Source organism: Nonomuraea sp. NPDC050786, assembly GCF_040654115.1.
Lineage (GTDB): Bacteria > Actinomycetota > Actinomycetes > Streptosporangiales > Streptosporangiaceae > Nonomuraea.
Map to the genome: position 1 here is coordinate 75585 of NZ_JBFAHJ010000014.1, position 23744 is coordinate 99328.

Sequence of the window (23744 nt, forward strand, 5' to 3'; positions counted from 1 at the left end):
GGATGAGGCTCATTTCGTGCCGTCGCCGTACTTCGCGCGAATGTCCTCACGGAAGGCGCGCAGCTTGTCACCGCCGTTCCTGCGCCAGTCGGCAACCGCCTCCTGGTAGGCGGAGATGGGCTTGCGGCCGAGCCGGACATCGGTGAGCGTGTCCTCCACCGCCTGGCCGATCGAGGCGTACTGCGGCGGGTCGACGATGTTCATGCCGTAGAACAGCGGCTTGTATGCGTACTTGACCATGTCGGCCTGCCATGCGGCCTTCTCCTTGGCCAGCTGGTTCAGCTCGCCGCCGCCGCCGGAGCTGTAGGGAGGGCTGCCAACGAGGAAGATGTAGCTGGCGGCCACCTCCTTGCCGCCCTTCTCGGTGAGCGTCGGCGTGCCGTCCTTCATCGTGTACGTGACGCCCTGCGCCCCGAAGTTGGCGGTGAGGAACTCCTTGCTCCCGTACGGCGCGGCGAGGTAGTTCGCGACCGCCAGCAACTCCTTGACCTGGTCGGGGCTGAGCTTGGCATTGAGGTAGGAGAACATGGCCGCGGCGTTGCCCAGCGGGACGCTCGGAGTGGTGTTCGCGTCCGGCGACAACAGCTTGAAAGCCTGCCGGTTGTAGCTGGGATTGGCGGCCTTGCCAGACGTGATGTCGTCGCCGAGCCAGGCGCCCATGCCGTCGGCCTGGATGGCCACCTTCCCGCTCCAGAACCGCTGCTTGCTGTCGCCGCTGTTGCCCGCGACGGCGTCAGGGTGCACGTACCCGGCCTTGACGAGGGAGACGAACCAGTTGAGCGCCTCCACCATCTGCGGCTGCTCGTACTTGTGGATGAGCTTGCCCGAGCCGTCGAGACCCCACTCGGGCCGGACGCCGAAGACCTGCCCGAGATAGGCGGCGCCGCCGCCGAAGATGTCGTCGAAGGCCCACCTCCCGGCCTTCTCATCGGTGAGCTCCTTGCCCAGGCCCATCAGATCGGCGGGCGTCCGGATGCCGTCCGCGGAGATTCCCTTCTCGTCGAAGATGTCCTTGCGGTAGAAGATGGTCCCGGCGATGATCGCGCCGCCGGGGCTGATGGGGATGCCGTAGAGCTTGCCGTTCCAGACGCCCGCGGCCCAGGCGCCGGTGGGGATGGCCGCCAGGTTGGGATAGGCCTTGATCTTGTCGCCCGACAGATAGGGACCGAGATCGGTGAACTTGGCGACCGCGGACCCGAAGTTCAGCTTCCCGGTCTCCCAGCCCGGGATCATGATCCAGTCCGGGAGCTTGTCGGCGGCGAACAGCGGTGCCAGCACCTGCGCATAGGACGTGGCGTCCGTGATGTGCATCGTGAAGTTCACGCCGAGGGCCTTGTTGACCGCGTCGATGTAGGAGTTGCCGTCCGTGGGAGGGATGGCGCCCCACAGCGGCGTCATCGTGGTGTACGTCCCGCCCTTTCCGGGGACACCGGAAACGGTGGCCACCGGGTTGTCCGGGTACTTGAAGAAGACCGGATCGGTGACGGCGCCGGTCGCGGCTGTGACGCTGGGGATGTCCGGCTTGACCAGGCTTCCGGGCACGTAGCTCGGCAGGACCTGCTGGAGCTTGTCTCTGGGGGTCAGCCCCCCGCCGGCGGCGGCCGGGCGCTGCTGCCCGCCGCAAGCGGCCAGCAGTGGGGAGCCCAGGACCGCGCCCGCGCCGAGCGCGGCGAGGGAAAGGAACGATCTCCGGTTGAGCGCTGAGGGGTGGGCGTCCATCGTGTTCGGGCCTCTCTGCTGAAGGGGACGGAACCCCGGCCGTGCCGGAAGGAGACCACGGCATGGCCGACGTGACAGTAGAGGAGAATCCGCGCTTGAAGCGCTTCACTGTTGCGGTGAAGTTACGCCATGGAAAACATCCTCACAAGAGGGCCGCGGCAAAAAGGTGACGTGGACTTTTCCACCAGTCCTGGGAACTTGACCCGGAGTCGGCGTTCCAGCGATTGTTGTAGCGCTTCACCAATGATGACCAGCACAGGAAAGGACCTCGGCGTGGCCGCTGAACCGCCCGGCATGGAGTTCCTCAACGCCGGACTGCCCCTACCGCGACGCGTCGCCGACCTGCTCGGCCGCCTGACCCTGGGCGAGAAGGTCGCCATGATCCATGCACACGCCCCCGCCGTGCCACGCCTCGGCCTGCGCTCCTTCCGGACCGGCACCGAGGCCCTGCACGGCGCCGCCTGGCTGGGGCCCGCCACCGTCTTCCCGCAGGCCGTCGGGCTGGGCGCGACCTGGAACCCGGCGATCGTCGAAGCGGTCGGCGAGGCGACCGGCATCGAGGTGCGCGCCCTGCACGTCAAGGACCCCACGGTGAGCCTCAACGTGTGGGCGCCGGTGGTGAACCTGCTACGCGATCCACGCTGGGGCCGCAACGAGGAGGGTTACTCCGAGGACGTGCTGCTGACCACCGCGCACGCCGTCGCCTACTGCCGCGGGCTGCGCGGCACCGACCCGCGCTACGTCCGCACGGCGCCCACGCTGAAGCACTTCCTTGCCTACAACAACGAGAACGCCCGCGACCTGACGTCATCGGCGCTCAGGCCGAGGGTGCTGCACGAGTACGACCTGAAGGTGTTCCGTGACGTGATCCAGGCGGGCGTCGTGGACGGGGTCATGCCCTCGTACAACCTCGTCAACGGACGCCCGAACCACGTCAGCCCTTACCTCGCCGCGCTGCGACAGTGGGGAGGCGACGACCTCGTCGTCGTGAGCGACGCGGGGGCGGTCGGGAACCTCGCGGACTCCCAGCGCTACTTCCCGGACCATCCGTCAGGGCACGCGGCGGCGATCCGCGCCGGGGTGGACAGCCTCACCGAGCCCGTCGAGGAGGCGATCACCCTCGCCCGCGTCACCGAGGCGCTGGACCGCGGCCTGCTCACCGAGGAAGACGTGGACCGGGCCGTGAGCAGAGTTCTCGCGCTGCGGTTCCGCACCGGCGAGTTCGACCCGGATCTCGACCCCCACGCCGCCATCCCGGAGTCGGCGCTGTGCGCGCCCGAACACGCCGAGCTCGCCAGGCAGGCGGCCCGCGAGCAGGTCGTGCTCTTGAAGAACGACGACGCCGTGCTCCCTCTGGCCACGTCCGGCCTCCGGGTGGCCGTGATCGGGCCCTTCGCCGAGGACCTGCGCACCGACTGGTACAGCGGCGAGCTCCCCTACCGCGTCTCGGTGGCCCAGGGCCTGAGGGAGGCGCTGGAGTCGCACGGCGGAAGCGTACGCACCACGAACGGCGCCGATCGGATCAGCCTGCGCGCCGTCGGCGCGGGACGGTACGTCACCCTCTCCCCCGATGCCGTCCTGACCTGTGCCGCGGAGCCGGCCGCCGAGCAGTTCGACGTGTTCGACTGGGGCGACGGCGTCCGCACACTGCGCGCCGTCAGCGCCGGCCGGTTCGTGACGGCCCGGGACGGCGGGCTCCTGGTGGCCGCCGCGGAACAGCCCGGCGGCTGGTTCGTCCAGGAGACCTTCCATCTCGACGGGCAGGACGACGGGACGGTGCTGTTGCGCCACGCGCACACCGGACTGTTCGCCGCGATCGACCCGGAGACCGGCGCCCTGACCGCTTCGGCCGCCGATCCTGGGGACGCCGAACATTTCGCCGTGGACCTGGTACGGGACGGGGTGGAGCGGGCCGAGGAGCTGATGCGGGACGCGGACGCCGTCGTGGTGGTCGCCGGCAACGATCCGCACATCAACGGCCGCGAGACGCAGGACCGCACCACGCTGGCGCTGCCGCCGGCGCAGGAGCGGCTGGTGTGCGCCGCCGCGGCCCATCCCCGCTCCGTGCTGGTCCTGATGAGCAGCTACCCGTACGCGGTGAGCACCTCGATCCCGGCGGTCCTGTGGACCAGCCACGCCGGGCAGGAGACCGGGCACGCGCTTGCCGACGTGCTGCTCGGCACATACGCCCCCACCGGCCGGCTCCCGCAGACCTGGTACCGCTCCGACGCGGACCTGCCGGACATCCTCGACTACGACATCATCAAGGCCGGGCACACCTACCAGTACTTCCAGGGCGACGTCCTCTATCCCTTCGGGCACGGGCTGACCTACACCAGCTTCGCCTATGGCGCCGCGGCCCTCGCCGACCAGGGCGAGACCGTCCAGGTGAACGTGGAGGTCACCAATACCGGCGACCGTCCCGGACTGGAGGTGGTCCAGCTCTACGCCAGGCTCGACGATCCGGCCGGGCCGTGGCCACTCCGGCTCCAGGCGTTCGAGCGCGTGACCTTGGCCCCCGGCCAAACCCGCACCGTGCTGCTGCGGTTCGCGATGGCGGGCCTCGCGCACTGGGATGTCGCCGCCCAGGGCCTCAGGGTCCGCCCCGGCGCGTACGACCTGCTGATCGGCCGCTCCTGCACCGCGATCCAGGCCACCGCCCGGCTGGTCGTCCCCGGCGAACCGGCACGCGCGCGCCCGGTCGTGGGCATCCCGGTCAGAGCCGTGGACTTCGACGACTACGAAGGGGTGACGCTCGCCGACACGAACCCCGCCGAGGGCGACTGCGTGACCACCGTCGACGAGGTCCCGGGCTGGATCGTGATCCGGGACGCGGACCTGGCCGGTGGCGCCGCACGGCTGAGGGCGCGGGTATCGCGCGCGAGCGCCGGGAACGCGCGTATCGAGGTGCGCCGGGACGACCCGTTCGCCGGGCCCCTCCTCGGCGTGCTCGACGTCGCCTCGACCGGTGGCAGGTACGCCTGGGACGCGGCCACGGCGGACCTGGACGCCCCCTCCGGGGTGTACGACCTCTACCTCGTCCTCCATGGCGAACTGCGCCTCGACACGTTCCTGCTGGAGATCTGAATGACACACACCCCTCTCGTCACCTTGTCGGCAAGCGGGACCGGCCTCATCCTCGATGTCGCGGGTCCCGCTCTGCCGCGCGTGCTGCATTGGGGCGCCGACCCAGGGCCTATCTCAGCGCTGCCCGCCGCGGAGGGACAGGCGCTGCTGCCGAGCCAGGGCGACGGCTGGTTCGGCCGTCCCGTGCTGGACGGACACCGCGACGGCTCCTGGGAGCCGGCGAGGTTCGAAGTGTCCCAGCCCGCTAAGGTGACCGTACGGGCAGGCGCCGGCGGCACCGTCGCGGTCCGCGCCGCCGATCCCCTGGCCGGGCTCGAGCTGGGCATGGAGATCGAGCTGACCCCCCAAGGTGTGATACGGATGCGGCACGAGCTGGTGAACACGGCCCCGCGCCCCTACGTGCTGGACCGGCTGGCGTGCCTGCTGCCGGTGCCCGCGCACGCCACGGAGGTGCTCGACTTCGCGGGCCGCTGGGCACGGGAACGTTCGCCCCAGCGCGCGTCGCTGCGGCAGGGCGTGTGGTCGCGCGAGAACCGCCGGGGCAGGACCGGATTCGATGCCGGCCCTCTTATCACGGGCACCGACGGGTTCGGCTTCGGCAGCGGTCAAGTGTGGGCCGTGCACACCGCCTGGAGCGGCGACCACGTCCACTACGCCGAGCGGCTCCCCGACGGTGCCGCCGTGCTCGGCGGCGGCGAGCTCCTCACGCCCGGGGAGATCCGGCTCGGCGAGGGCGAGTCGTACCGCACCCCGTGGGTGTACTTCGCCACGTCAGCGGCCGGGCTCGACGGCCTCAGCCACCGCCTGCACGCCATGATCCGCGCCCGCGACACCCATCCCGCGACGGCCCGGCCGGTGACGCTGAACATCTGGGAGGCCGTCTACTTCGACCACGACGAGGACAAGCTGCTGGCGCTCGCCGACGCCGCGGCCGCCGCAGGCGTGGAGCGCTTCGTCGTGGACGACGGCTGGTTCCGCCACCGCCGCAGCGACGACGCGGGCCTGGGCGACTGGTACGTGGACGCGGATGTGTGGCCGCACGGCCTGCACCCGCTGGTACGGCGCGTTCGCGAGCACGGGATGCAGTTCGGGCTCTGGTTCGAGCCGGAAATGGCCAATCCGCACTCGGATCTGATCCGCGAGCATCCCGGCTGGCTGCTCGCGGACTCGCGCCGCCTGCCGCGGCCGCAGCGCAATCAGCACGTCCTCGACGTGGCCAGGCCGGAGACGTACGCGTACCTGCTCGGCCGGATCAGCTCCCTGGTCGCCGAGTACGGGATCGACTACATCAAATGGGATCACAACAGGGACCTGGCCGAACCCGTGCACGACGGGCGGCCGGGCACGCACGCGCAGACGTCGGCCGTCTACCGCCTCCTCGACGAGCTGCGTGCGCGGCACCCCGCTCTCGAGATCGAATCCTGCTCGTCCGGCGGCGGCCGCGTGGATCTCGGCATCCTGGAGCGGACCGACCGGATCTGGGCCTCGGACAACATCGATCCCGTCGAGCGGCAGGCCATCCAGCGCTGGACCAGCCTGCTGGTCCCGTACGAGCTGATCGGGACGCACGTCGGCTCCGCCCGCGCCCACCTCAGCGGCCGGACCACGAGCCTCGGGTTCCGCTGCGCCACGGCGCTGTTCGGCCACGCTGGGATCGAGTCGGACATCACCGCCTGGACGGCCGCCGACCGGGCCGCGCTGGCGGAGTGGATCGCCCTGTACAAGGAGCTGCGCCCGCTGCTGCACGCGGGGGACGTCGTGCGGGTGGACCATCCCGACCCGGCCGCATGGGTGCACGGCGTGATCGCGCCCGACCGGCGCCGGGCCCTGTTCGCCTACGTCCAGCTGGAGACCTCGGTCGCGCAGCGGCCCGCACCCATGCGGCTGCCAGGGCTGAACATGAGCGCCGAGTACGTCGTCCGCGCGATCCCCGGCGAGATCTCCGGCCCCGAGCAGCACTGGCCTGACTGGGCCAAGGCCGGCGAACTGCGGCTGACCGGCGCGGCCTTGGCCGAAATCGGCCTGGCCGCCCCCGGCTTCACGGACCGGCCCGGCAACGCGTTCCTCTTCACGCTCGGCTGATCACGCCGTCCACCCGGGCGCGGACCCGGGCGGACGGCGCCCGGGGCATGGTCCACTGGGTCTGCGGCGTGTCGTCGAACCGGTGACCGACAACTGGCCGGGAACGGAAATGCCCAGGTCCTTGGCGGCGGAGAAGCCGGTCCGCGCAAGTTTCCGCGAACCGGCTCTCACAAGTTCGGTCAGCTACGGGTCCACTGCTGGTTGGATCCGCCCCAGCAGGAGTAGATCTGCACCTTGGTCCCGTTGGCTGTGCCCGCGCCGTTGACGTCAAGGCACTTGTTCGCTCCGACCGCGACGACGGTGCCGTCGGAGTTGAAGCGCCATTGCTGGTTCGGTTGGCCGTTGCAGTCCCAGATGATCACGCTGGTGCCGTCCGCAGTGCCTCCGCCGTTGACGTCCAGGCACTTGTTGCCGTAGACCCGCAGCTCACCCGAGCTGGTGGAGGTCCACTGCTGGTTGCTCTGACCGTTGCAGTCCCAGATCTGGGCCTGGGCGCCGTTGGACTGGGAGGCGTTGGAAACGTCCAGGCACCTGCCGGAAGACGTGCTCTTGATCGTGCCGCCGCCTGTGGGAGGCGGGGTGGAGCCGCCGTTGAGGGCGTTGAGGACAGCGTCGTAGGCGGGTTTCTTGTTGTAGTTGCCGTCGAAGAGCAGGGGCGTGTCGCCGCTGCGCCATGAGTATTTGTCGGTGATGCCCCAGACGGTGATGCCGGTACAGCGGGAAACGGCCATGCACGCCTGGGTGACACGGCGGTAGGCGTCGGCCTGTGCCGAGCCGGAGCCGCCGACGTCCAGCTCGGTGATCTGCACGTCCACGCCGAGCGCGGCGAACTGGGCGATGTTCTGCTGGTAGTTGGACGGCGGGTTCCCGAAGTGCGACTGCAGGCCCACGCAGTCGATGGGGACGCCGCGGGCCTTGAAGTCGCGGACCATGTTGTAGACGCCGCGGGTCTTGCTGGCGTTGGCGTCGTCGATGTTGTAGTCGTTGTAGCAGAGCTTGACGTTAGGGTCGGCGGCGCGTGCGGCGCGGAATGCCTCTTCGATGAAGCCGTTGCCGAGCTTCTGGGTGAACACCGAGCTGCGCAGCGTCCCTACCGCGCCACCGTCGGCGAAGGCCTCGTTGACCACGTCCCAGGCGTAGATCTTGCCCTTGTAGTGGCCCATCACCTGGTTGATGTGATTGGTCATCGCCGAGCGCAGGTCGGCGGCCGACATGTTGCCGTTCACCCATCCAGGTAGTTGGGAGTGCCAGACGAGGGTGTGACCGCGGATCTTCATGCCCTTGCTGACCGCATGGTTGACGATCTGGTCGGCCGGGCCCCAGTTGAACGAGCCACGGGAGGGTTCGATGGGGCCCCACTTCATCTCGTTCTCGGCGGTGACCCCATTGAACTCCCTGTCCCAGGTCGTCACATACGCCGACTCGCCGAGATGACCGGCCGCCACCGCAGCGCCGAAATAGCGCCCGCTCTGCGCCGCCGCCGCGCCCAATGTGCTCGCGGCGGCGCTTGCGGGCGTGGTCACCGTCAGTGCGGTGAGCACGCCGAGCGCGCCGGCGAGCAACGTCCGGGCGCCCGATGTGAGTATGGGTTTTTCGCCCATGCCTGAGCCTCCACTAGGGGATGCGAAGGAGAGGGTTCCGAGAATCCGCGCGGATCAGCACGCGGCCTGCCGTCCGGACCGCGTCACGGGCGGCGCTCCCGCTGTCACCACCGACCTCGGCAGAAGGCAGCCCGCTCGGGGACTCAGTGTGGAAACTTGAACGAAACATGTCAAGGTCCACCCGAAAGTTTCACCGCTCCTCTGGTGACCTCAGTCCTTTCTCCTCACGAAGAGCAGGCCCCGACACTGCACCTTCGCGGTGGCCTGCCGCGGATGGCAGCGATGAACGTTTCATCAACGCCGACCCGTGGACGGCCACCGGTCTCCGACCGGCGAGAGGAGTCAGGTCCCAGCCTCCGCACCACTTGAGCCTCGATTGGCCGCAGTCCTTTCGGCTCCATCAGCAGCCAGTACGGCCGGTCCTTGACACGCTCCGGAAGCATCTAGACGCTTGTGTTATCGATAACGCACGCGTGGCCTTAGCCAAGCGACATGACCCCATAGTCCACCATGTGCCGCCCTCCTCCGTCCCGAGAGGGTCCCGTCCATATCGCCGTCGTCGTGTACCAGCTCAGCAGCCGCCGACTGCTCAGCATGGCCGCGTTCGCCACCGCCGGCGGCCTGCTGGGCGCCGGGCCCGCGCGAGCGGTCAGTGCTCCGAGCAACCGGTCCCCGAAATCCGCAGGCCCCGCCGCACCAAGGTAACGGGCGAGAACAGGAGTGATGGGCCTTACTCTTGCTATCCACCGTCATCATCTTGATTGCGGCGGTATCATTTTTCAGCGTTGTCACCGACAATAGCGATGTCAGCAATCCAGCCACTCCGGCTGCTATTCCCACAACGGATGCAATCTTGTCTGCCGCGTCCACCCCCAGGACAGCTAGGCCCACCTCTAGGCTGGTGACCACGGAGAGGGCAATACCAAAAGATACCCCGTGCCGGAGCCAGGACTTCGTACGACGAGCTACCATGTTCACGGCTCCGATCGCTTCACAGTCTGAAAAGAAACGGCGGCCGATATCACGCAGTAAACGGGGAAACTATACTAACCCAGGTCTTCGACTTCTCGGCATCGGTGAACTTCTTCACGATTTCACTTGGGCTGGACCTCAGCGACTGCTGCGCCTCGTTGATGCTGAGGGCGCTGGAGAGATCGAGGTTTTCCTTCGCAAGGATGTACAGCGCAATAGCGATGAATGAGGGTTTCCAACCTGAAGTCGCAGGTCATGGGTTTTGTCAGACCGTCCACCGTGGGGCGTACTCCAGGTGGATGTCCTGCCCGCCGCCTGGATCCAGATTCGGCCAGTAGAACAGCCGGCAGACGTGATAGTTGCAGGCGCCCGGGATGTACAGCGAGGTCGCGGCAGCGGGTGGCCCTTCCTTAGCTACGGCGAAAAAGTGACGGGCCGGCTGCCGAAACGCCGCAGTGCTGCCGGTCAGAAACAGCGTCTCGGCGTGCACGCGCTGGTGGAGTGTGTCCTTGTTCTCTTGGTAGTTCAGGGCCCGGTAGTCGATCTCCTCGTCAGCGGGTAGGTCGGTGTCCGGCACACTTGCTGTCCGTATTTCGCCTGGAGGGCTTCCAGCGATGATCCGCTTTCGTACCTGCTTCCAGCGGGAGGGCGGGAACTGCAGCGAGTGGTGGGCCAGCACGAGATCAAGCGGCCGGTCCGGGCACCTCTCCTCCTTGTCCCAGTCGGGGTTGATCCCAGGGGCGGCCGGAGTGGCGCGCATCGGCAGGTAGACCAGAGAGCGTGGCGATCGGGCTGCGAGCAGCCACAATGCGCCGATCCGTCGGCCATCCGTCCGGTCCACATACATGTGATACTGACTGCCGGTGTCGTAGAGTGCCCCATTGGCCAAAGGCTTGGCCGGGCGGATCACCCGGAACTCCGAGGCACCCCGCCGCACTCGGTGAATGGTGATCTTAACCTGCACGATCAGCGGTTCCTTTCAACCTCAGGCTGCCTGTGCGACACGGTGGTTTTGAAGGACGGCGATGGCCTTGCACAGATGGCCGGCCTTGGAAGGGCTGCAGCGTAGCTTGCGGAGGATCTTCCAGCCCTTCAGCTGGGCGTTGGCGCGTTCGCCGGGGCCGCGGAGCCTGGCGTGGGAGCGGTTGGCCTGTTGCTGGGACTCAGGCTTGTTCTTGCCCTTGTACGGGGTGACGAGCGGACCCTCGGCGCCTTGGTACGCCTTGCCCGCGAGGGTGATGATCCCGGCCTGATCCAGCTCGCGGAGGATTCGGTGCTTGCCGGAGAAGTACGGCCGGTCGGCCTTGATCCGATCGGTGCGGATCAGCGTGCCATCCAGCACCAGGTAGTGCAGCCCGTCCCGCTTGGCCTTCCGCAACACCGCCGTGAGCTTGGGAGAACGCGCTGACAGGAGCGCCACCGTCTCCTCCACGTACCGCCACGCGGTCGCGGTGGACACCCCGAACCCCGCGCCGAGTTCGGTGAACGTCTCAGCTTTGCGCAGGTGGACTAGGACGAGCAGGGCCTGCTGGCCGGGGTTCAGCCGCCGCCAGAGCGACCTCATGGACCTACGGTGGCGCCGGATCACCCCGGCGACGTAGTTCAGGGTCTGATGCGACAAATCGACGGCGGCACGATAGAACAGCACCGGAAGCTCCTGGTTGTGACGGTGAGGATTGTGGTGATCAATCCGTCTACCAGGAGCTTCGTTGCGTCAACGGCCGAACACCAGCATCGCGATCATGCTGTGATCAGGGCATGCGTCCAGGAGGTTGAGAAACGTTCACTGGAAGCTGCACTGAAAGGATCACCGTTTCCGGTGGCGCAAACGCCGAGGAAACCCCCTGCCGTATTGACTGCCCCTCAACGCCCCTTACCCGGTGGGGGCGACCGTGACGCAACCATGACCCGACACGGATGAGCCGCGAACACGTCAAGTCGATAGTGGACGGGTCATGGAGCGTTCCGCATCGGAAGGCGGTGTGCCTTATGCCCAGCTGAATCAGGTCCCCATAGCTTGAGGATCAGGTTCTGCGCGATCCAGGTTGCGCAAAACACGAATTCCGGAGGTCACCACATGACTTTGCCGCCTTCGCACAGCGCCCCGCCCACCGTCCTTGTCGTCAGTGACGTTCCCGCGGAATTACCCGGACTCGCCCCCGTGCTCCCGGCCTTGCGCGACGTGATCGGCAAGGCGACCGGGCGGCCCGCGTGCTGGCTCTGGGTCGGACGGTCCCGCCGTGGCGCGGCGGCCGATGACACGCTGAGGACCTGGGCGCGCCGCGCCCACGGGCTGGTTCTCCTGGCCGGTGTCCGCAACGAATCCTGCTCGGTAGAGGTCCAGCTCGCCCTGGACCGGCTCGCGGGCGGCGCCCTGCGCCGGAAGCCGGTCGGCATCGTGTCGGTCGGCGTCGGGCAGAGCAGCCACGCGGTGGACCACCTCCGCGTCGTGCTGGCCGCGCTGGGGGCGGTGGCCATTCCGAGGGCCCTGCACCTGCCGGTTCATGAGCAGCCGCCGCTCGGCCTGGGACAGCCGCGCGACGGTGCCCGGGCGTTCGTCGACGAACTGCTGTGGTTCGCCGCCCGGCTGCGGGAGGACGTCCCGCTCACGACCGCCCACCCGCCGAAAGGCCACGACCACGCCGCCGCCGTGCACGTGGCGGCCGCCGTTTCGTACATCACCGAGAACTTCGCCGACAACGACCTGACCCTCGAGTCCGCGGCCCACGTCGCGCACATGAGCAGGTACCACTTCTCGCGGACCTTCAAGAAGCACACCGGACGCCGGTTCATCGACTTCGTCACCGAACTGCGCATGCAGCGCGCCCAGACGCTGCTGCTGAAAACGGATCTGCCATTGTCCGACATCTGCGTGCAGGTCGGCTACCGCGATCTCAGCCATTTCCAGCGGACCTTCAAGGCGGCCTTCGCCGTGACACCGTCCGTCTACCGGTCGGCGGCCCTCGCTGGGCTCACCTCCGCGGGCACCGCCCAGGCCGGCGGGCCCGACGCCTCGTCGTCCGAGCCCGTACTGGTCTCCTCGTCTGCCGGGAGCCGGCTGTGACCGGGCTCGTGCCGCACTACCTGTGCGGCCGATGGCGTACGCCCACGGACCTCGGGACACCGCGGCGGCACGCGGTGTCAGGAGAGGAGGTCTACCGGGTCACCGCGGTCGGCGTCGACGCGGGCCCCGCCGTGGCACACGCCCGTACGGTCGGCATCCCCGCCCTGCGCGGCCTCGGCTTCGCGGAGCGCGCCCGGGTCGCCAGGCTGCTGGCGCGTCATCTGGCCCGGTACCAGGCGGAGTTCGTCACTCTGGCCGGGCACCTGGGCGGCTCGCCCGCCGATGCCGAACAGGACGTCCGGGCGGGACTGGACGCATTGCTCGGTCACGCCGACGCCGTGACCCGCCACTTCGCGGGCGAGACGACCAGCGACGGGAACCTGCTCGTCGAGCCCGTCACCCATCTGCCGCCCATGGCCCACCTGTCCGCCGCCCCGCCCGGAATCGCCGTTCACGTCAGCGGCTTCGCCGACCCCGTGAGCACGATGCTCGACGGCTTCGCGGGCGCGTTCGTGCTCGGCGTGCCGAGCATCGTCCGGCCGTCGCGCCGTACCGCGGAGCTGGCGGCCCACCTGGTACGGCGCGTCAGCGAATGCGACGCCGTCCCGCCGGGCTGCCTGCAACTGGTGACCGGTCCCGCCGACCTGACCGGCCATCTCGGCCCGCACGACCAGCTCCGGTTCAACGGCACCGCCGCCACGGCCGGGCGGTTCCGCACCCTGCTCGCGCGGCGGCCGATGCCGCCCCGCGCGGAGTTCACCGCCGGGATTCTCGACTGCGCCGTCCTGGGCATGGACGCGGCGGACCACGGCCGGGCGCTCGACCTGTACGTGGAACGTCTCGTGGCCGGCATGTCCGCGCACAACGGCCAGACCCGCCGGGCGGTACGCCGTGCCTTCGTTCCCGAGACCCTGATGGACGCCGTCAGCCAGGCCACGTCGTCGGCCCTGGGCGAACTCCGGTTCACGGACCGGGAGTGCGGAGACCCGGCCCTGGGCCCGCTGGTGGACGCCGCGCACCGGCGCCGCCTGCTGTCCGCGCTCGCACGGTTGCGCCGAGCGGCCCGTACGGTGTGCGGCACGCCCGAGGACGTGGCGTTCGCGGCGAAGGAGTACGGGCCCGGGGCATACCTGCCGCCGGTCCTCCTCGCCGCCGGCGACGCACAGGCCCAGGACCTGCACCGGGTCGAGGCGTTCGGTCCCGTCCTGGCACTCGTCCCGTACCGCGACGCCGACGAGATCGCCCGCGCGCTGGCCCTCGGCGCCGGCGGCCTCCGAAGCTGGATCGTCACAGCGGACCCCGGCCAGGCCCGCGACCTCGCCCGTGCCCTGGCTCCGACCCACGAACGCCTGCACCTCATCGACCCCGAGACCTCACCCGCCGCGGACGCGGCACTCGCGCCCGGCAAGGGGCAGCACCCCGGCCGCCTGCGTACCCGCCTCACCGCGACCACCGTCGGCGGCACCCCGGCCCACCTGACCGCCGCCACCGACCGCTGGACGCCAGGAAGCCCGCCGGACACACCCGGTACGAGCCCGCTCCGCCTGCACCTGCGCGACCTGCGCCTCGGCGACACCGCCACGGCCGGGCCCCGCGTCGTCACCCGTGAGGACATCGCCGCCTTCGCCGAACTGACCGGCGACCACTACTACCTGCACACCGACGAGGCCGCCGCCGCCGATCACCCGATCTTCCGCGGCATCATCGCCCACGGCCACCTGGTCGCCGCGCTCGCGACCGGGATGCTCGTCCCGCCCGAACCCGGGCCCGTGCTCGCCAACCTCGGCCTTGACAACCTCCGCTTCCTCGCGCCCGTCCGCCCCGGCACCCCGCTCAGCGTCACCATGACTGCCGTCCGCATCACCCCGCGCCCCGGCACCGGGCGCGGCGAGGTCCGCTGGCACGCGGTCGTCACCGGCGCCGGAGACCGGCCCGTCGCCCGCTTCGACCTCACCACCCTGACCGCCGACCGGCCCACCAACAACTAAGGACCCACCATGCGCGCCGCGATCATTCACGGTCCCTACGACGTCCGCGTCGAGAACGTCCCCGATGCCCGCCTCAGCGAACCCGGCGACGCCGTCGTCCAGGTCCTGCGCTCCTGCGTGTGCGGCACCGACCTGTGGGCTTACCGCGGCGAATCGCCGCGCCGGCCCGGCCAGCGCCTCGGCCACGAGTTCCTCGGCACCGTGACCGACACCGGGCCTGACGTGACCGCGATCCGCCCCGGCGACCTCGTCCTCGCCCCGTTCGCCTGGTCCGACGGCCGCTGCGCCCCGTGCGCCGACGGCCTGCCCACCTCATGCGTGAACGGCGGCATTTGGGGGGCGGTAGGCGCCGACGGCGCCCAGGGCGAGGCCGTGCGGGTTCCTTACGCGGACGCCACCCTGGTCCGCCTCCCGTCCCACGCCGCCTCCGACGACCGGCTCCTCAACGCCCTGCTCGCGCTCTCCGACGTCATGGGCACCGGCTACCACGGCGCGGTGTCCGCCGACGTCCGCCCCGGCGCGGCCGTCGCCGTCATCGGTGACGGCGCCGTCGGCCTGTGCGCCGTCCTCGCCGCCCGCATGCTCGGCGCCGAGCAGATCATCGCACTCGGCCATCATCCCGCCCGCCTCGACCTGGCCCGCTCCTTCGGCGCCACCGCCGTCGTCACCCGGCGCGGCGAGGCCGCCGTCGCCGCCGTCCGCGAACTCACCGACGGCCACGGTACGCACGCGACGATCGAAGCCGTCGGCACCCGAGAGTCCATGCGTACCGCCCTGGGCGTCACCCGCCCCGGCGGCGCCATCGGCTGGGTCGGCGCCCCCCACGGCAACACCGACGCCCTCGATCCGATGACGCTCTTCCTGCACAACATCAGCCTCCGCGGCGGCCTGGCCCCCACCCGCCGCTACATCGACGACCTCCTCCCTCATGTGCTCGACGGCACCCTCGATCCCTCGCCCGTCTTCGACACCAGCCTCTCGCTGGAGTCGGTCCCCGCCGCCTACCGGGCGATGGACGCCAGGACGGCGCTCAAGCCGTTGATCACACCCGGCGGCTGACCAGTCGCGGGTTCTTCTGCGGCAGAAATTGCGCTGGATAATCTTCGCGCTCGGTCGAGATCTGGTGGATGTTGCTCGACACGCCGGGCGGGACGCGCAATCGGTTGTTCGGAAGCGAGATCGCAGGTGAACTTGACTCGTTTCCGCAACGACCGCGGCACCGGAGAGAGGGTGCGCGCGGCGGCGCGTTCCCTCCCGTGAAAGCCGGTGGTCCCATGCTGTCCGCGTTCACCGATCTGTCCGTGGCATCCGCGCGCCGTACCCTGCTGCCCAGGGCGGGGCGCGTCGCCGTGGCCCAGGACCCCAGTCTCGGCGGCGGGAGCCTGTGGCGGACGGCGCTGGCGCACAGCCGCGATCCGGATGCCACGTTGGTCGTGGCGGATCCGCCGATACCCGGCGTCGACGGAGCGCCTCGCGCCGAGTTCGGAATCGCCGCGCTGTGCGCGCTCGCGGACGCGTGGTCGTCCTGGTATCTCGCCCAGGGCGTGCGGCCACGCGACCGGGTCGCGCTGTATCTGGAGGACTCGTTCGAGGAGCACGCGCACCTCGCCGCGCTCGCGCAGATCGGCGCGATCGCCGTCGTCGTCAACGGTCGGCTTCCCGGCGAGGTCGCGCTCGGGCTCATGCGGCGCGCCGGCACAGTGGGCCTCTACACCGACGCCGCGCACCTGGCGCGACTCGGCGGGGGCGAGAAAGAGCTCCCTTCGCTGCGATGGGCGTTCACCCGATCCGAGGCCGGCGACCTGAGCGGCGCGGTCCTGCCGGACCGGGCCCGGTACCGGCACAGCGACTCCGACCCGATCTTCCTGTGCCACTCCTCCGGCACCACCGGCGACCCGAAGCTCGTCATCTGGACGCACGGGCAGGGCACGGCGGGGCCCGCCTTCCGGCTGTCCACCCAGCCCGAGCCGGACGACTCGCTGCTGTTGTGCGCGGCGCCGCTGTCGCACGGAGCGGCCATCGCCGTCACGTTCTTCGCGTTGCTGGCCGGCCTGCCAATGGTCGCGCTGGCCGACCGCAGCGCGGCGGGCCTGTCCCGGGCGGCTGCCCGGTACCGTCCCACGACCGTGTTCGCGTTCAACCACGTCCTCGCCGAACTGGCGCTGTCCGACCCCGATCCGGAGGATTTCGACTCGGTACGCGACTGGGTGAACGTGGGTGACTCCGCGCACGAGGTCCACATGCGGCGGCTGGTGCGGCTCGGCCACCGCGACGTCGGGGGCGAGCGGGTGCCCGGCTCGATGTTCCACGACATCCTCGGCTCGTCCGAACTCGGCTGGGCCGCGTTGCGCCGTACCACCACCGCCGACATGCCGTCCGCCCCGCGCCACCTCGGCAGACCGGTGCCCGCGATGAAGGTCGCGGTCCTGCGCGAGGACGGCAGCCACGCCGGCCCCGATGAGGTGGGCATGCTCGGCGTACGCGGCGACTCGGTCACCACCGGCTACTGGAACGACTCCGACACCACTCACCGCAGCCGGCTCGCCGGGTACTTCCTCTCCGGCGACCTGGTACGCCGCACCGCCCGGAACGAGTACTTCCACGTTGACCGCATCGTGGACGCGATTCCCACGGCGGCTGGGACGGGCCACTCCGTCCTGATGGAGGACACGGTGCTGCTCGCGCTGCCCGAGGTCGCCGACTGCGCGGTGGTGGCCGGGGATGACGCCGGGGCGATCGTTCCGGTGGCAGTGGTCAGGCTGCGCGACGGCGATCCGGCGTCCGGCCCGGACGGCGACCCGGCCACCGGCCCGGACACCGGCCCGGACACCGGCCCGGACACTGACCCGGCCGCCGGGCTTCTTGGCCGGGCCAACTCCGCGCTCGTGGCGATCGGCCAGCCGCCCCTCGCCGCGCTGGAGATCGCGGTCACCGACGACGACCTGCCGGTCGGTGCGACCGGCAAGGTGCTCAAGCGCCGGCTCCGCGAGAAGTACCGGGATCTGGCCGCTCATCTGGCCACCGCGCCGCACGCCGCCGCGGCAGGGCGCGTACGGCCCTGGGGGCAGGTGGTCGAGACCCTGCGCCGCCTCGCCGAGGACGTACTCGACGCCGAACCCGGGCAGGTCTCCATGGCAGACGGCTTCCACACCGACCTGCAGATGGACTCCCTGCAGAAGATCGAGCTCGTCACTCGCGTCGAACGCGCCTTCGCCGTACGGCTGGAGGCCGAGGAGGCCGCCGGGATCGAGGCGCTCGCCGACGTCCTCGATCTCCTGACCCGCCGCGGCCTGGTCGCCGGCGCCCCGACGGGCGGCGCGTGATGGACCCCGTCGAGATGCTGCTGCTGCGCCACGTCGCGGCCGGGCAGGGCGGCCGGACCGCTCTCGCCGACCACCTACGTACCCTGACCTACGCCGAACTGACCCAGGCTGCCTGCGAACACGCCGGAGCGCTCGCCGCCGCCGGAGTACGCCGCGGCTGCCGTGCGCTGGTCGTCGGCGACGACAGCGCGGACACCGTCGTCGCGGTGCTGGGCCTGTGGTGGTATGGCTGTGTCCCCGTCGTCCTCAGCCCGATGTTGCGCGATACGGAGATCGCCTTTGTCGCCCGCGACTGCGCCGCCGAGTACGCCTGGATAGCGCTGCCCAAGGGGCGGCGCGACAGCCTGCGTGAGGCGCTCGGCCCGCTGCCCGTGCACGAACCGCGCGCCACCCGCGCCGCCGACGTCGGGCCGCCCGCCCCGTTCGTGCCGGAAGCGGAGGTCCTGGTCCAGTACACCTCCGGCAGCACCGGGCAACCGCGCGGCGTGCGCCACAGCATGGCCGGGCTCCGCGCCGTCCTTGACGGCTTCGGCGGTGTCCTCGCCCTCACACCCGACGACACGGTGCTGTCGACCGCGAAACTGTCCTTCGGCTACGGCTTCGGGAACTCCGTGCTGTTCCCGCTGGCGGCCGGCGCCCGGTCGGTGCTGCTCGCGGGCCCCGTCGATCCGTACACTGTGATCACCGCCGTCCACCGGCACCGGCCGACCGTGCTGTGCGCGGTGCCCAGGCTGTACGCGGCCCTGCTCGACATCGTCGCGCGCGGCACGGTGCTGGACCCGTCGTCCCTCCGCCTCGCGCTCGCCGCGGGCGAGCATCTGCCTGCCGAGCTGTCCGCCCGCGCGGCGCGGTTGCTCGGCGTCCCGGTGGTGAACGGGCTGGGGGCGACAGAGGTGCTGCACATCGTCCTGGCGACCGACCCGCAGGACATCCTGCACGGCTCCACCGGCCACCCGGTGCCCGGCGTCACCGCGACCGTACGGGACGACGACGGCCGCCCGCTGCCCGCCGGCTCGCACGGCCGCCTGCACATCCGGAGCGCCTCGGCCGCGCTCGGCTACATCGACCGGCCAGAGGACTCGGCGCGCACGTTCGCCGACGGCGGCGTCTACACCGGCGACATCGCCTACCGTACCGAGGACGGCGACTTCCGCCACGTCTGCCGGGCCGACGACCTGCTCAACCTCGGCGGTTTCAAGGTCGCGCCCGCCGAGATCGAGGCGGAACTGCGTACCGCCGACGGCATCGCCGACCTGGTCGTCGTCGGCGGGCGCGACGACACGGGGCTGGAGCAGGTCGTGGTTCACGCCGTTCCCGCCGACGGTGTCACACCCGATCAGGCCCGCCGCGCCCTCAGGCGTGCCATCCGGGAGAACCTGCCGCCGTACAAGCGGCCTTCGCGCGTCGAGGTGCTCGCCGCGCTGCCCACCACCTCCACCGGGAAGCTCGCCCGTTACCAGTTGCGCGGCCCCGCGCGGGAGCCGCGATGAGCGGGGATATCGTCGGCATGGGCGTCGTCACCTGCCTCGGAGACGAACCCGAAGCGGTGCACCGGGCGCTGTGCGACGGACGTACCGGTGTCGCGCCGCTGCGGGCCTTCGACAGCGCACTCTTTCGGGTCAAGCACGCGTACGAGATCGACGACCGGACCGTCCCCGGCCAGGACGAACCGGGGCGCGCCTCCCGCTGGCTGCGTGCCGCCGTCGCCGCGGCGCTCGCCGACGCGGGGCTGCCCGCCACTGTCCCCGACGTGCCGGTCATCGTCGGAACCACACTGCGCGAACTGCGCTCCGCCGAGCTGTGGTGGCGCGACGGGCACTCGCTCACCCCCGCCGAGATGCACTTCGGCCAGGTGATGCGCGACGCGTTCGGCACCACGGAGACGCACACCGTGGCCAGCGCGTGCGCCGCCGCTCTCTACGCCCTGGGCATGGCCACCGACCTGATCGCGCTCGGCCTCGCCGACACCGTCGTGGTCGCGGGTACCGACGCCATCACCGAGAGCTCCTTCGGGGGACTCGACCGCGTGCAGAACCCGCCGCCGCAGGCCATACAGCCGTTCGCGAGGCACCGTCGCGGCATGGTCATGGGAGAGGGCGCCGCCGCGGTCGTCGTACGAGCCTCTGGCGCCCATCCCCGCCCCGCACACGCCTGTGTCCGCGGGGTCGCGATGAACTGTGACGCGGCGCATGCCACCGTACCCGACGTCGCGGGCGTCGCCGGCGCCGTCCGCGACGCCCACCGCCGTGCCGGAGTCGACGCCGCCGACATCGACCTGGTCGTGGTGCACGGCAGCGGCACACGCCACAACGACGCGGTGGAGGCCGGCGTACTGCGCGACGTCTTCCGGGGCGTCCGGCCCGGCCCGCTGGTCACCTCGGTGAAGTCCGGCCTGGGCCACACCTGCGGGGGATCCGGTCTGATGAGCCTGATCATCGCCGTACTGGCCATGCGGACCGGGGAACTGCCGCCGATGCCCGGGCTGAGCGACCCCGCCCCCGAGGCTGTGGACCTGCGCCTCGTCGCCGGCCACCCGGCCCGTGGCCGCTTCGGCACAGCGCAGATCAACGCCATCGGCCTCGGCGGCATCAATGCCGTCGCCGTCATCGGCGGGGCCGCATGACACGCGCCGTGATCACCGGCTGCGCGCTCGCCGTCACCGGCGTCGCCGACGAATACGACCTCCTCGGCCTCGGCACCGCCGCCGCACCCGAGGACGACGCCGCCCGCGCCGAAATCGGGCTGCGGCACAAGGACCGCGCGTCCCGGCTCGCCCTCCGTGCCGCACGACGGGCGCTGCGCGGCGTCACGCTGCCCGCGTCGGGCACCGCCGTCATCGTCAGCAGCAACCTCGGGAACCTCGACACCGTCTGCGAGTTCGTCGACACCATCGGCAAGGAGACCGTCACCGGCCTCAGCCCCATGCGGGTGCCGCACATGTCCAGCAACGTCACCGCGAGCTGGATCGCCCTCGACCAGGGCCTGCGCGGACCCAATATCACCCTGTGCAGCGGCACCACCAGCGGCCTGGACGCGATCTTCTGGGCCACCGCCCTGCTCGCCGCGGGCCGCGCCGAAGTCGCCGTCGTCGTCGGCGTCGAACCGGACACCGCGCCGGTCGCCAGGCTGCACGGCGGCACAGCTCGCCTGGACGGCGCCGGGTGCCTCATCCTCGAGACACCCGCGCGGGCCCGCGCCCGCGGCGCCCGGCCGCGCGCCGAAATCCACGCCTACGGCAGGGCCGCCGACCGCGCCGAGGCCGTGCACCGCGCGACCCGCACGTGGCGGGGCCCCATCGGACTGCGGCTCGCCGGGGGGCCGGGTATCGGTATCGCGGCCGACGCGGTCGATCTCTCCGCGGGTCCGGGAAATACCGGCCACGCGGCCATCACCGTCGATCTCACCGCCCGGCTCGGCCGCTGCTCCGGCGCGCTCGGTGTCCTGCAGTGCGCCGCCGCCCTCCCCTGGCTCGACCGGCCCGGCCACGACGCCGTGCTCGCGGTCGCCGGCGACGACGGCACCGGCGACCAACCCGACGGGGAAGGCGATCCGAGCGCGGTGGCAGCCGTGCTGCTCACCCGGCCTGCCGGGAACGTGCCCACTCGGCCCGCTGACGGCCTGCTCCCCCGGCCCGCTGACGACGTCACGTACGAGAACGGCTTGGGAGGTGATCGGCATGATGATGCCTGATCGGCGTCGTGCGGTGCTGACCGGGCTTGGTGCCGTCTCCTGCCTGGGCGCGGGCGCTGAGGCCCACTGGGCCGGTCTGCTTGCGGGTGGAGCGGCGCCCCGCGAGGTCGATCTGCCGTACATGAACATGCGGGCCAGGCGTATGTACCTGACACCGCCTTCTGCGATCCCCGCCGACCCCGGCACCCACGCCGGAATCCCGCTCGGACCGGCCCCGCGTATGGCGGTCGCGGCCGCACGTGAAGCACTCGCCGACGCCGGCATCGGCCGCGGCGACACCGTACGCATCCCCGTCGTGATGGGCGTCGAGATGGGCAACGCGAGCGTTCAGGAAGAGCAGCGCGGCGCGGGCGGCACCCCGCCGTGGACCCCGCTCGCGGTCACCGCCGCGGTCGTCGCCGAGGCGGTCGGCTCGCGGGCGGGCACCGCCGGCTTGGGCAACGCCTGCGCCGCGGGCGGTTACGCGCTCGGCGTCGCGCTGGACGTCATCCGTGCCGGCGAGGCCGACGTGGTGCTCGTCGGCGGCGCGGAGGGCATCACCCGGGTCGGCATGGCCGGGTTCGACCGGATCCGGGTGACCGATCCGTACGGCTGCCGGCCGTTCGCCCGCGACCGGGCGGGCACCGTGTTCGCCGACGGCGCCGCGTTCGCGGTCCTCGAATCCGCCGCCCACGCCGCATCGCGGGGAGCCCGGCCGTACGCGGAGCTCGGCGCCGCAGCCTGGAGCTGCGACGCCTACCACCACCCCACCGCCCCGGAGCCCGACGCGGTGCAACTGGTCCGGGCCATGCGGAACGCGCTCGCCGACGCCGGAGTCCGGCCGGAGCAGGTGGGCTGTGTGCTGCCGCACGCGACCGGCACTCCCGTCAACGACGCGGTGGAAAGCCGGGCGCTACACCGCGTTTTCGGCGATTCCTCCGGCCGTCCACCGGTGTTCGCGCTCAAGGCGCTCATCGGCCACACCTCGGGGGCCGCGGGCATGTTCGCGTGCCTGACCGCGGCGCTCATCGCCTCCCGGGCCAGGATCCCGGCCAACGCGCCCCTGGACCAGGACCCGGAGTGCGACGTGTGGCTGCCGCAGGACGGGCCTGTACCGCTGAACCGGCCGGCCGTGCTCGTCAACTCGTGCGCGACCGGCGGAGTCAACGCCTCGTTCGTGCTCTCGCGTGTGGGAGACCCGGCATGAACGCCCCGGTCCGCGTACGCGTCCTCGGCCTCGGGATGATCGCCCCCGGCGCCCTCCGGCCGGCCCGCGCCCTCGAACCTCCCGTGGAACCGTTTCCCGACTGGTTCGACACCGAGGCCTTGCTCCCCGGCCGCGGCTACCGGAAACTGCCACCGGCCTGCCGGTACTTGCTCGCTGCGGCCCGCTCGGCACTCGACGACACCGGTACGTGGTTCGCCGGACTCTCACCACAGGACCGGGCGGCCGTGATCGGCGGCAACAACGCGGGGGCCGCGCTCCAGGACGACTTCGACCGTACCGTCATCGCCACGGGGGCGGCAGATCTGTCCCCGGCCCGCGTACCGTACATGGCGCTGAGCATGTTCGGCGGCCGGCTGGCCCCGGAACACGGGCTGCAGGCATTGGTCCTGACCACCAACTCCCCGGCGGTCGCCGGACTGGAGGCCGTACAGACGGCGGCGCGCGCACTGGCCGCCGGGCGTGCCACGGCTGTGCTCGCGGGCGCCGTCGAAGACCGGCCCGCGCCCGTCCAAGGCGGTGGGTCCGCGCACGACCTCGGCGCCGCCGTGCTCGTGTGCGTACCGGAAGGTGTTTCGGTCGCCGGAGAACGGGCGTACGGCCACTGCTCCGTGCGCGGCGCGTTCGTCGGCGCGGCGGGCGGGGTGCCCGAGACCTCCGACGTACTCGACCCGCTGTGGAAGGAACTCCTAGCCGACGGCCGGCCGGTCGCGCGCATCGACGCCGTGCTCGACGACTCGCCCGCGGGAGCGGCGGTCGCCGGGTGGCTGACCGCACGCGCGGGCGACCGCGCCGTCACCATCCTCACCCGGCCGCCGGGCAGCGGATCCCTCGCACCGCTGCGCCGCGTGGTCGGCCGGATGGCGGCCGGTACGGCGGAGCGAGCCGTGGTGCTCGCCGTGTCCGCGCACGGCCACGTCTCGATCGCCGACGTGCTCCCCGGGACGGCGGGCGTTCCGTGACGGTACGCCCGCCGGCCGAACCCTTACACCCCCACCGAACAGGCATCACCGA

Annotated in this window: 15 protein-coding genes; 11 read left to right on the forward strand and 4 right to left on the reverse strand. The window is 71.1% G+C overall.

Features of this window, described 5'->3' with window-relative positions; genetic code table 11:
- Positions 1–9: 9 nt before the first annotated feature.
- Complete coding sequence (locus AB0H84_RS25050) at positions 10–1719, reverse strand: hypothetical protein (protein ID WP_357608613.1); 1710 nt, start codon at positions 1717–1719, stop codon at positions 10–12.
- Positions 1720–1992: 273 nt separating this feature from the next.
- Between AB0H84_RS25050 and AB0H84_RS25055 the strand changes: the two genes are divergently transcribed.
- Both AB0H84_RS25055 and AB0H84_RS25060 read left to right on the forward strand, forming a co-directional pair.
- On the forward strand, positions 1993–4806 hold the full coding sequence (locus AB0H84_RS25055) for a glycoside hydrolase family 3 C-terminal domain-containing protein (RefSeq protein WP_357608616.1): 2814 nt from the start codon (positions 1993–1995) through the stop codon (positions 4804–4806).
- Entirely contained in the window at positions 4807–6888 is a 2082-nt protein-coding gene (locus AB0H84_RS25060; protein WP_357608619.1) for an alpha-galactosidase, read from the forward strand. It begins immediately after the preceding gene.
- Positions 6889–7067: 179 nt separating this feature from the next.
- Here the strand turns inward: AB0H84_RS25060 and AB0H84_RS25065 are convergent, their stop codons facing one another.
- The 3 genes from AB0H84_RS25065 to AB0H84_RS25075 all read right to left on the reverse strand — a co-directional run bounded on the left by AB0H84_RS25065 (position 7068) and on the right by AB0H84_RS25075 (position 11109).
- Positions 7068–8489 carry a lectin gene (locus AB0H84_RS25065; protein ID WP_357608622.1) on the reverse strand — a complete coding sequence of 474 codons (1422 nt, stop codon included), beginning with the start codon at positions 8487–8489 and terminating at the stop codon, positions 7068–7070.
- A 1237-nt stretch (positions 8490–9726) separates the two neighbouring features.
- Positions 9727–10425: a hypothetical protein gene (locus tag AB0H84_RS25070; protein ID WP_357608625.1), complete on the reverse strand. Its 699-nt coding sequence runs from the start codon at positions 10423–10425 to the stop codon at positions 9727–9729.
- A gap of 21 nt (positions 10426–10446) precedes the next feature.
- Positions 10447–11109, reverse strand: a complete 663-nt coding sequence (locus tag AB0H84_RS25075) for a transposase family protein (protein ID WP_357608627.1) — start codon at positions 11107–11109, stop codon at positions 10447–10449.
- A 513-nt stretch (positions 11110–11622) separates the two neighbouring features.
- Between AB0H84_RS25075 and AB0H84_RS25080 the strand changes: the two genes are divergently transcribed.
- The 9 genes from AB0H84_RS25080 to AB0H84_RS25120 all read left to right on the forward strand — a co-directional run bounded on the left by AB0H84_RS25080 (position 11623) and on the right by AB0H84_RS25120 (position 23692).
- Entirely contained in the window at positions 11623–12525 is a 903-nt protein-coding gene (locus AB0H84_RS25080; protein ID WP_357608629.1) for a helix-turn-helix domain-containing protein, read from the forward strand.
- Positions 12522–14513 carry an aldehyde dehydrogenase family protein gene (locus AB0H84_RS25085; protein WP_357608631.1) on the forward strand — a complete coding sequence of 664 codons (1992 nt, stop codon included), beginning with the start codon at positions 12522–12524 and terminating at the stop codon, positions 14511–14513. Before AB0H84_RS25080 ends, AB0H84_RS25085 begins: the two co-directional genes overlap by 4 nt.
- A gap of 9 nt (positions 14514–14522) precedes the next feature.
- Positions 14523–15572 (forward strand): zinc-binding dehydrogenase, encoded by a 1050-nt coding sequence (locus tag AB0H84_RS25090; protein ID WP_357608633.1) that lies wholly within the window; start codon positions 14523–14525, stop codon positions 15570–15572.
- 215 nt (positions 15573–15787) lie between these two features.
- Complete coding sequence (locus AB0H84_RS25095) at positions 15788–17836, forward strand: AMP-binding protein (RefSeq protein WP_357608636.1); 2049 nt, start codon at positions 15788–15790, stop codon at positions 17834–17836.
- The gene (locus AB0H84_RS25100) at positions 17836–19326 is read left to right on the forward strand and encodes an AMP-binding protein (RefSeq protein ID WP_357609040.1); all 1491 of its coding nucleotides are present in this window, start codon (positions 17836–17838) and stop codon (positions 19324–19326) included. The genes AB0H84_RS25095 and AB0H84_RS25100 overlap by 1 nt, the downstream gene beginning before the upstream one ends.
- Positions 19323–20459 carry a beta-ketoacyl synthase N-terminal-like domain-containing protein gene (locus AB0H84_RS25105; protein ID WP_357608639.1) on the forward strand — a complete coding sequence of 379 codons (1137 nt, stop codon included), beginning with the start codon at positions 19323–19325 and terminating at the stop codon, positions 20457–20459. Before AB0H84_RS25100 ends, AB0H84_RS25105 begins: the two co-directional genes overlap by 4 nt.
- Complete coding sequence (locus AB0H84_RS25110; RefSeq protein WP_357608642.1) at positions 20456–21526, forward strand: beta-ketoacyl synthase N-terminal-like domain-containing protein; 1071 nt, start codon at positions 20456–20458, stop codon at positions 21524–21526. The genes AB0H84_RS25105 and AB0H84_RS25110 overlap by 4 nt, the downstream gene beginning before the upstream one ends.
- Positions 21513–22712: a beta-ketoacyl synthase N-terminal-like domain-containing protein gene (locus AB0H84_RS25115; RefSeq protein WP_357608645.1), complete on the forward strand. Its 1200-nt coding sequence runs from the start codon at positions 21513–21515 to the stop codon at positions 22710–22712. The genes AB0H84_RS25110 and AB0H84_RS25115 overlap by 14 nt, the downstream gene beginning before the upstream one ends.
- Positions 22709–23692, forward strand: coding sequence for a beta-ketoacyl synthase N-terminal-like domain-containing protein (locus AB0H84_RS25120; protein WP_357608648.1), 984 nt, complete (start codon positions 22709–22711; stop codon positions 23690–23692). The genes AB0H84_RS25115 and AB0H84_RS25120 overlap by 4 nt, the downstream gene beginning before the upstream one ends.
- The last annotated feature ends 52 nt before the right edge of the window (positions 23693–23744 follow it).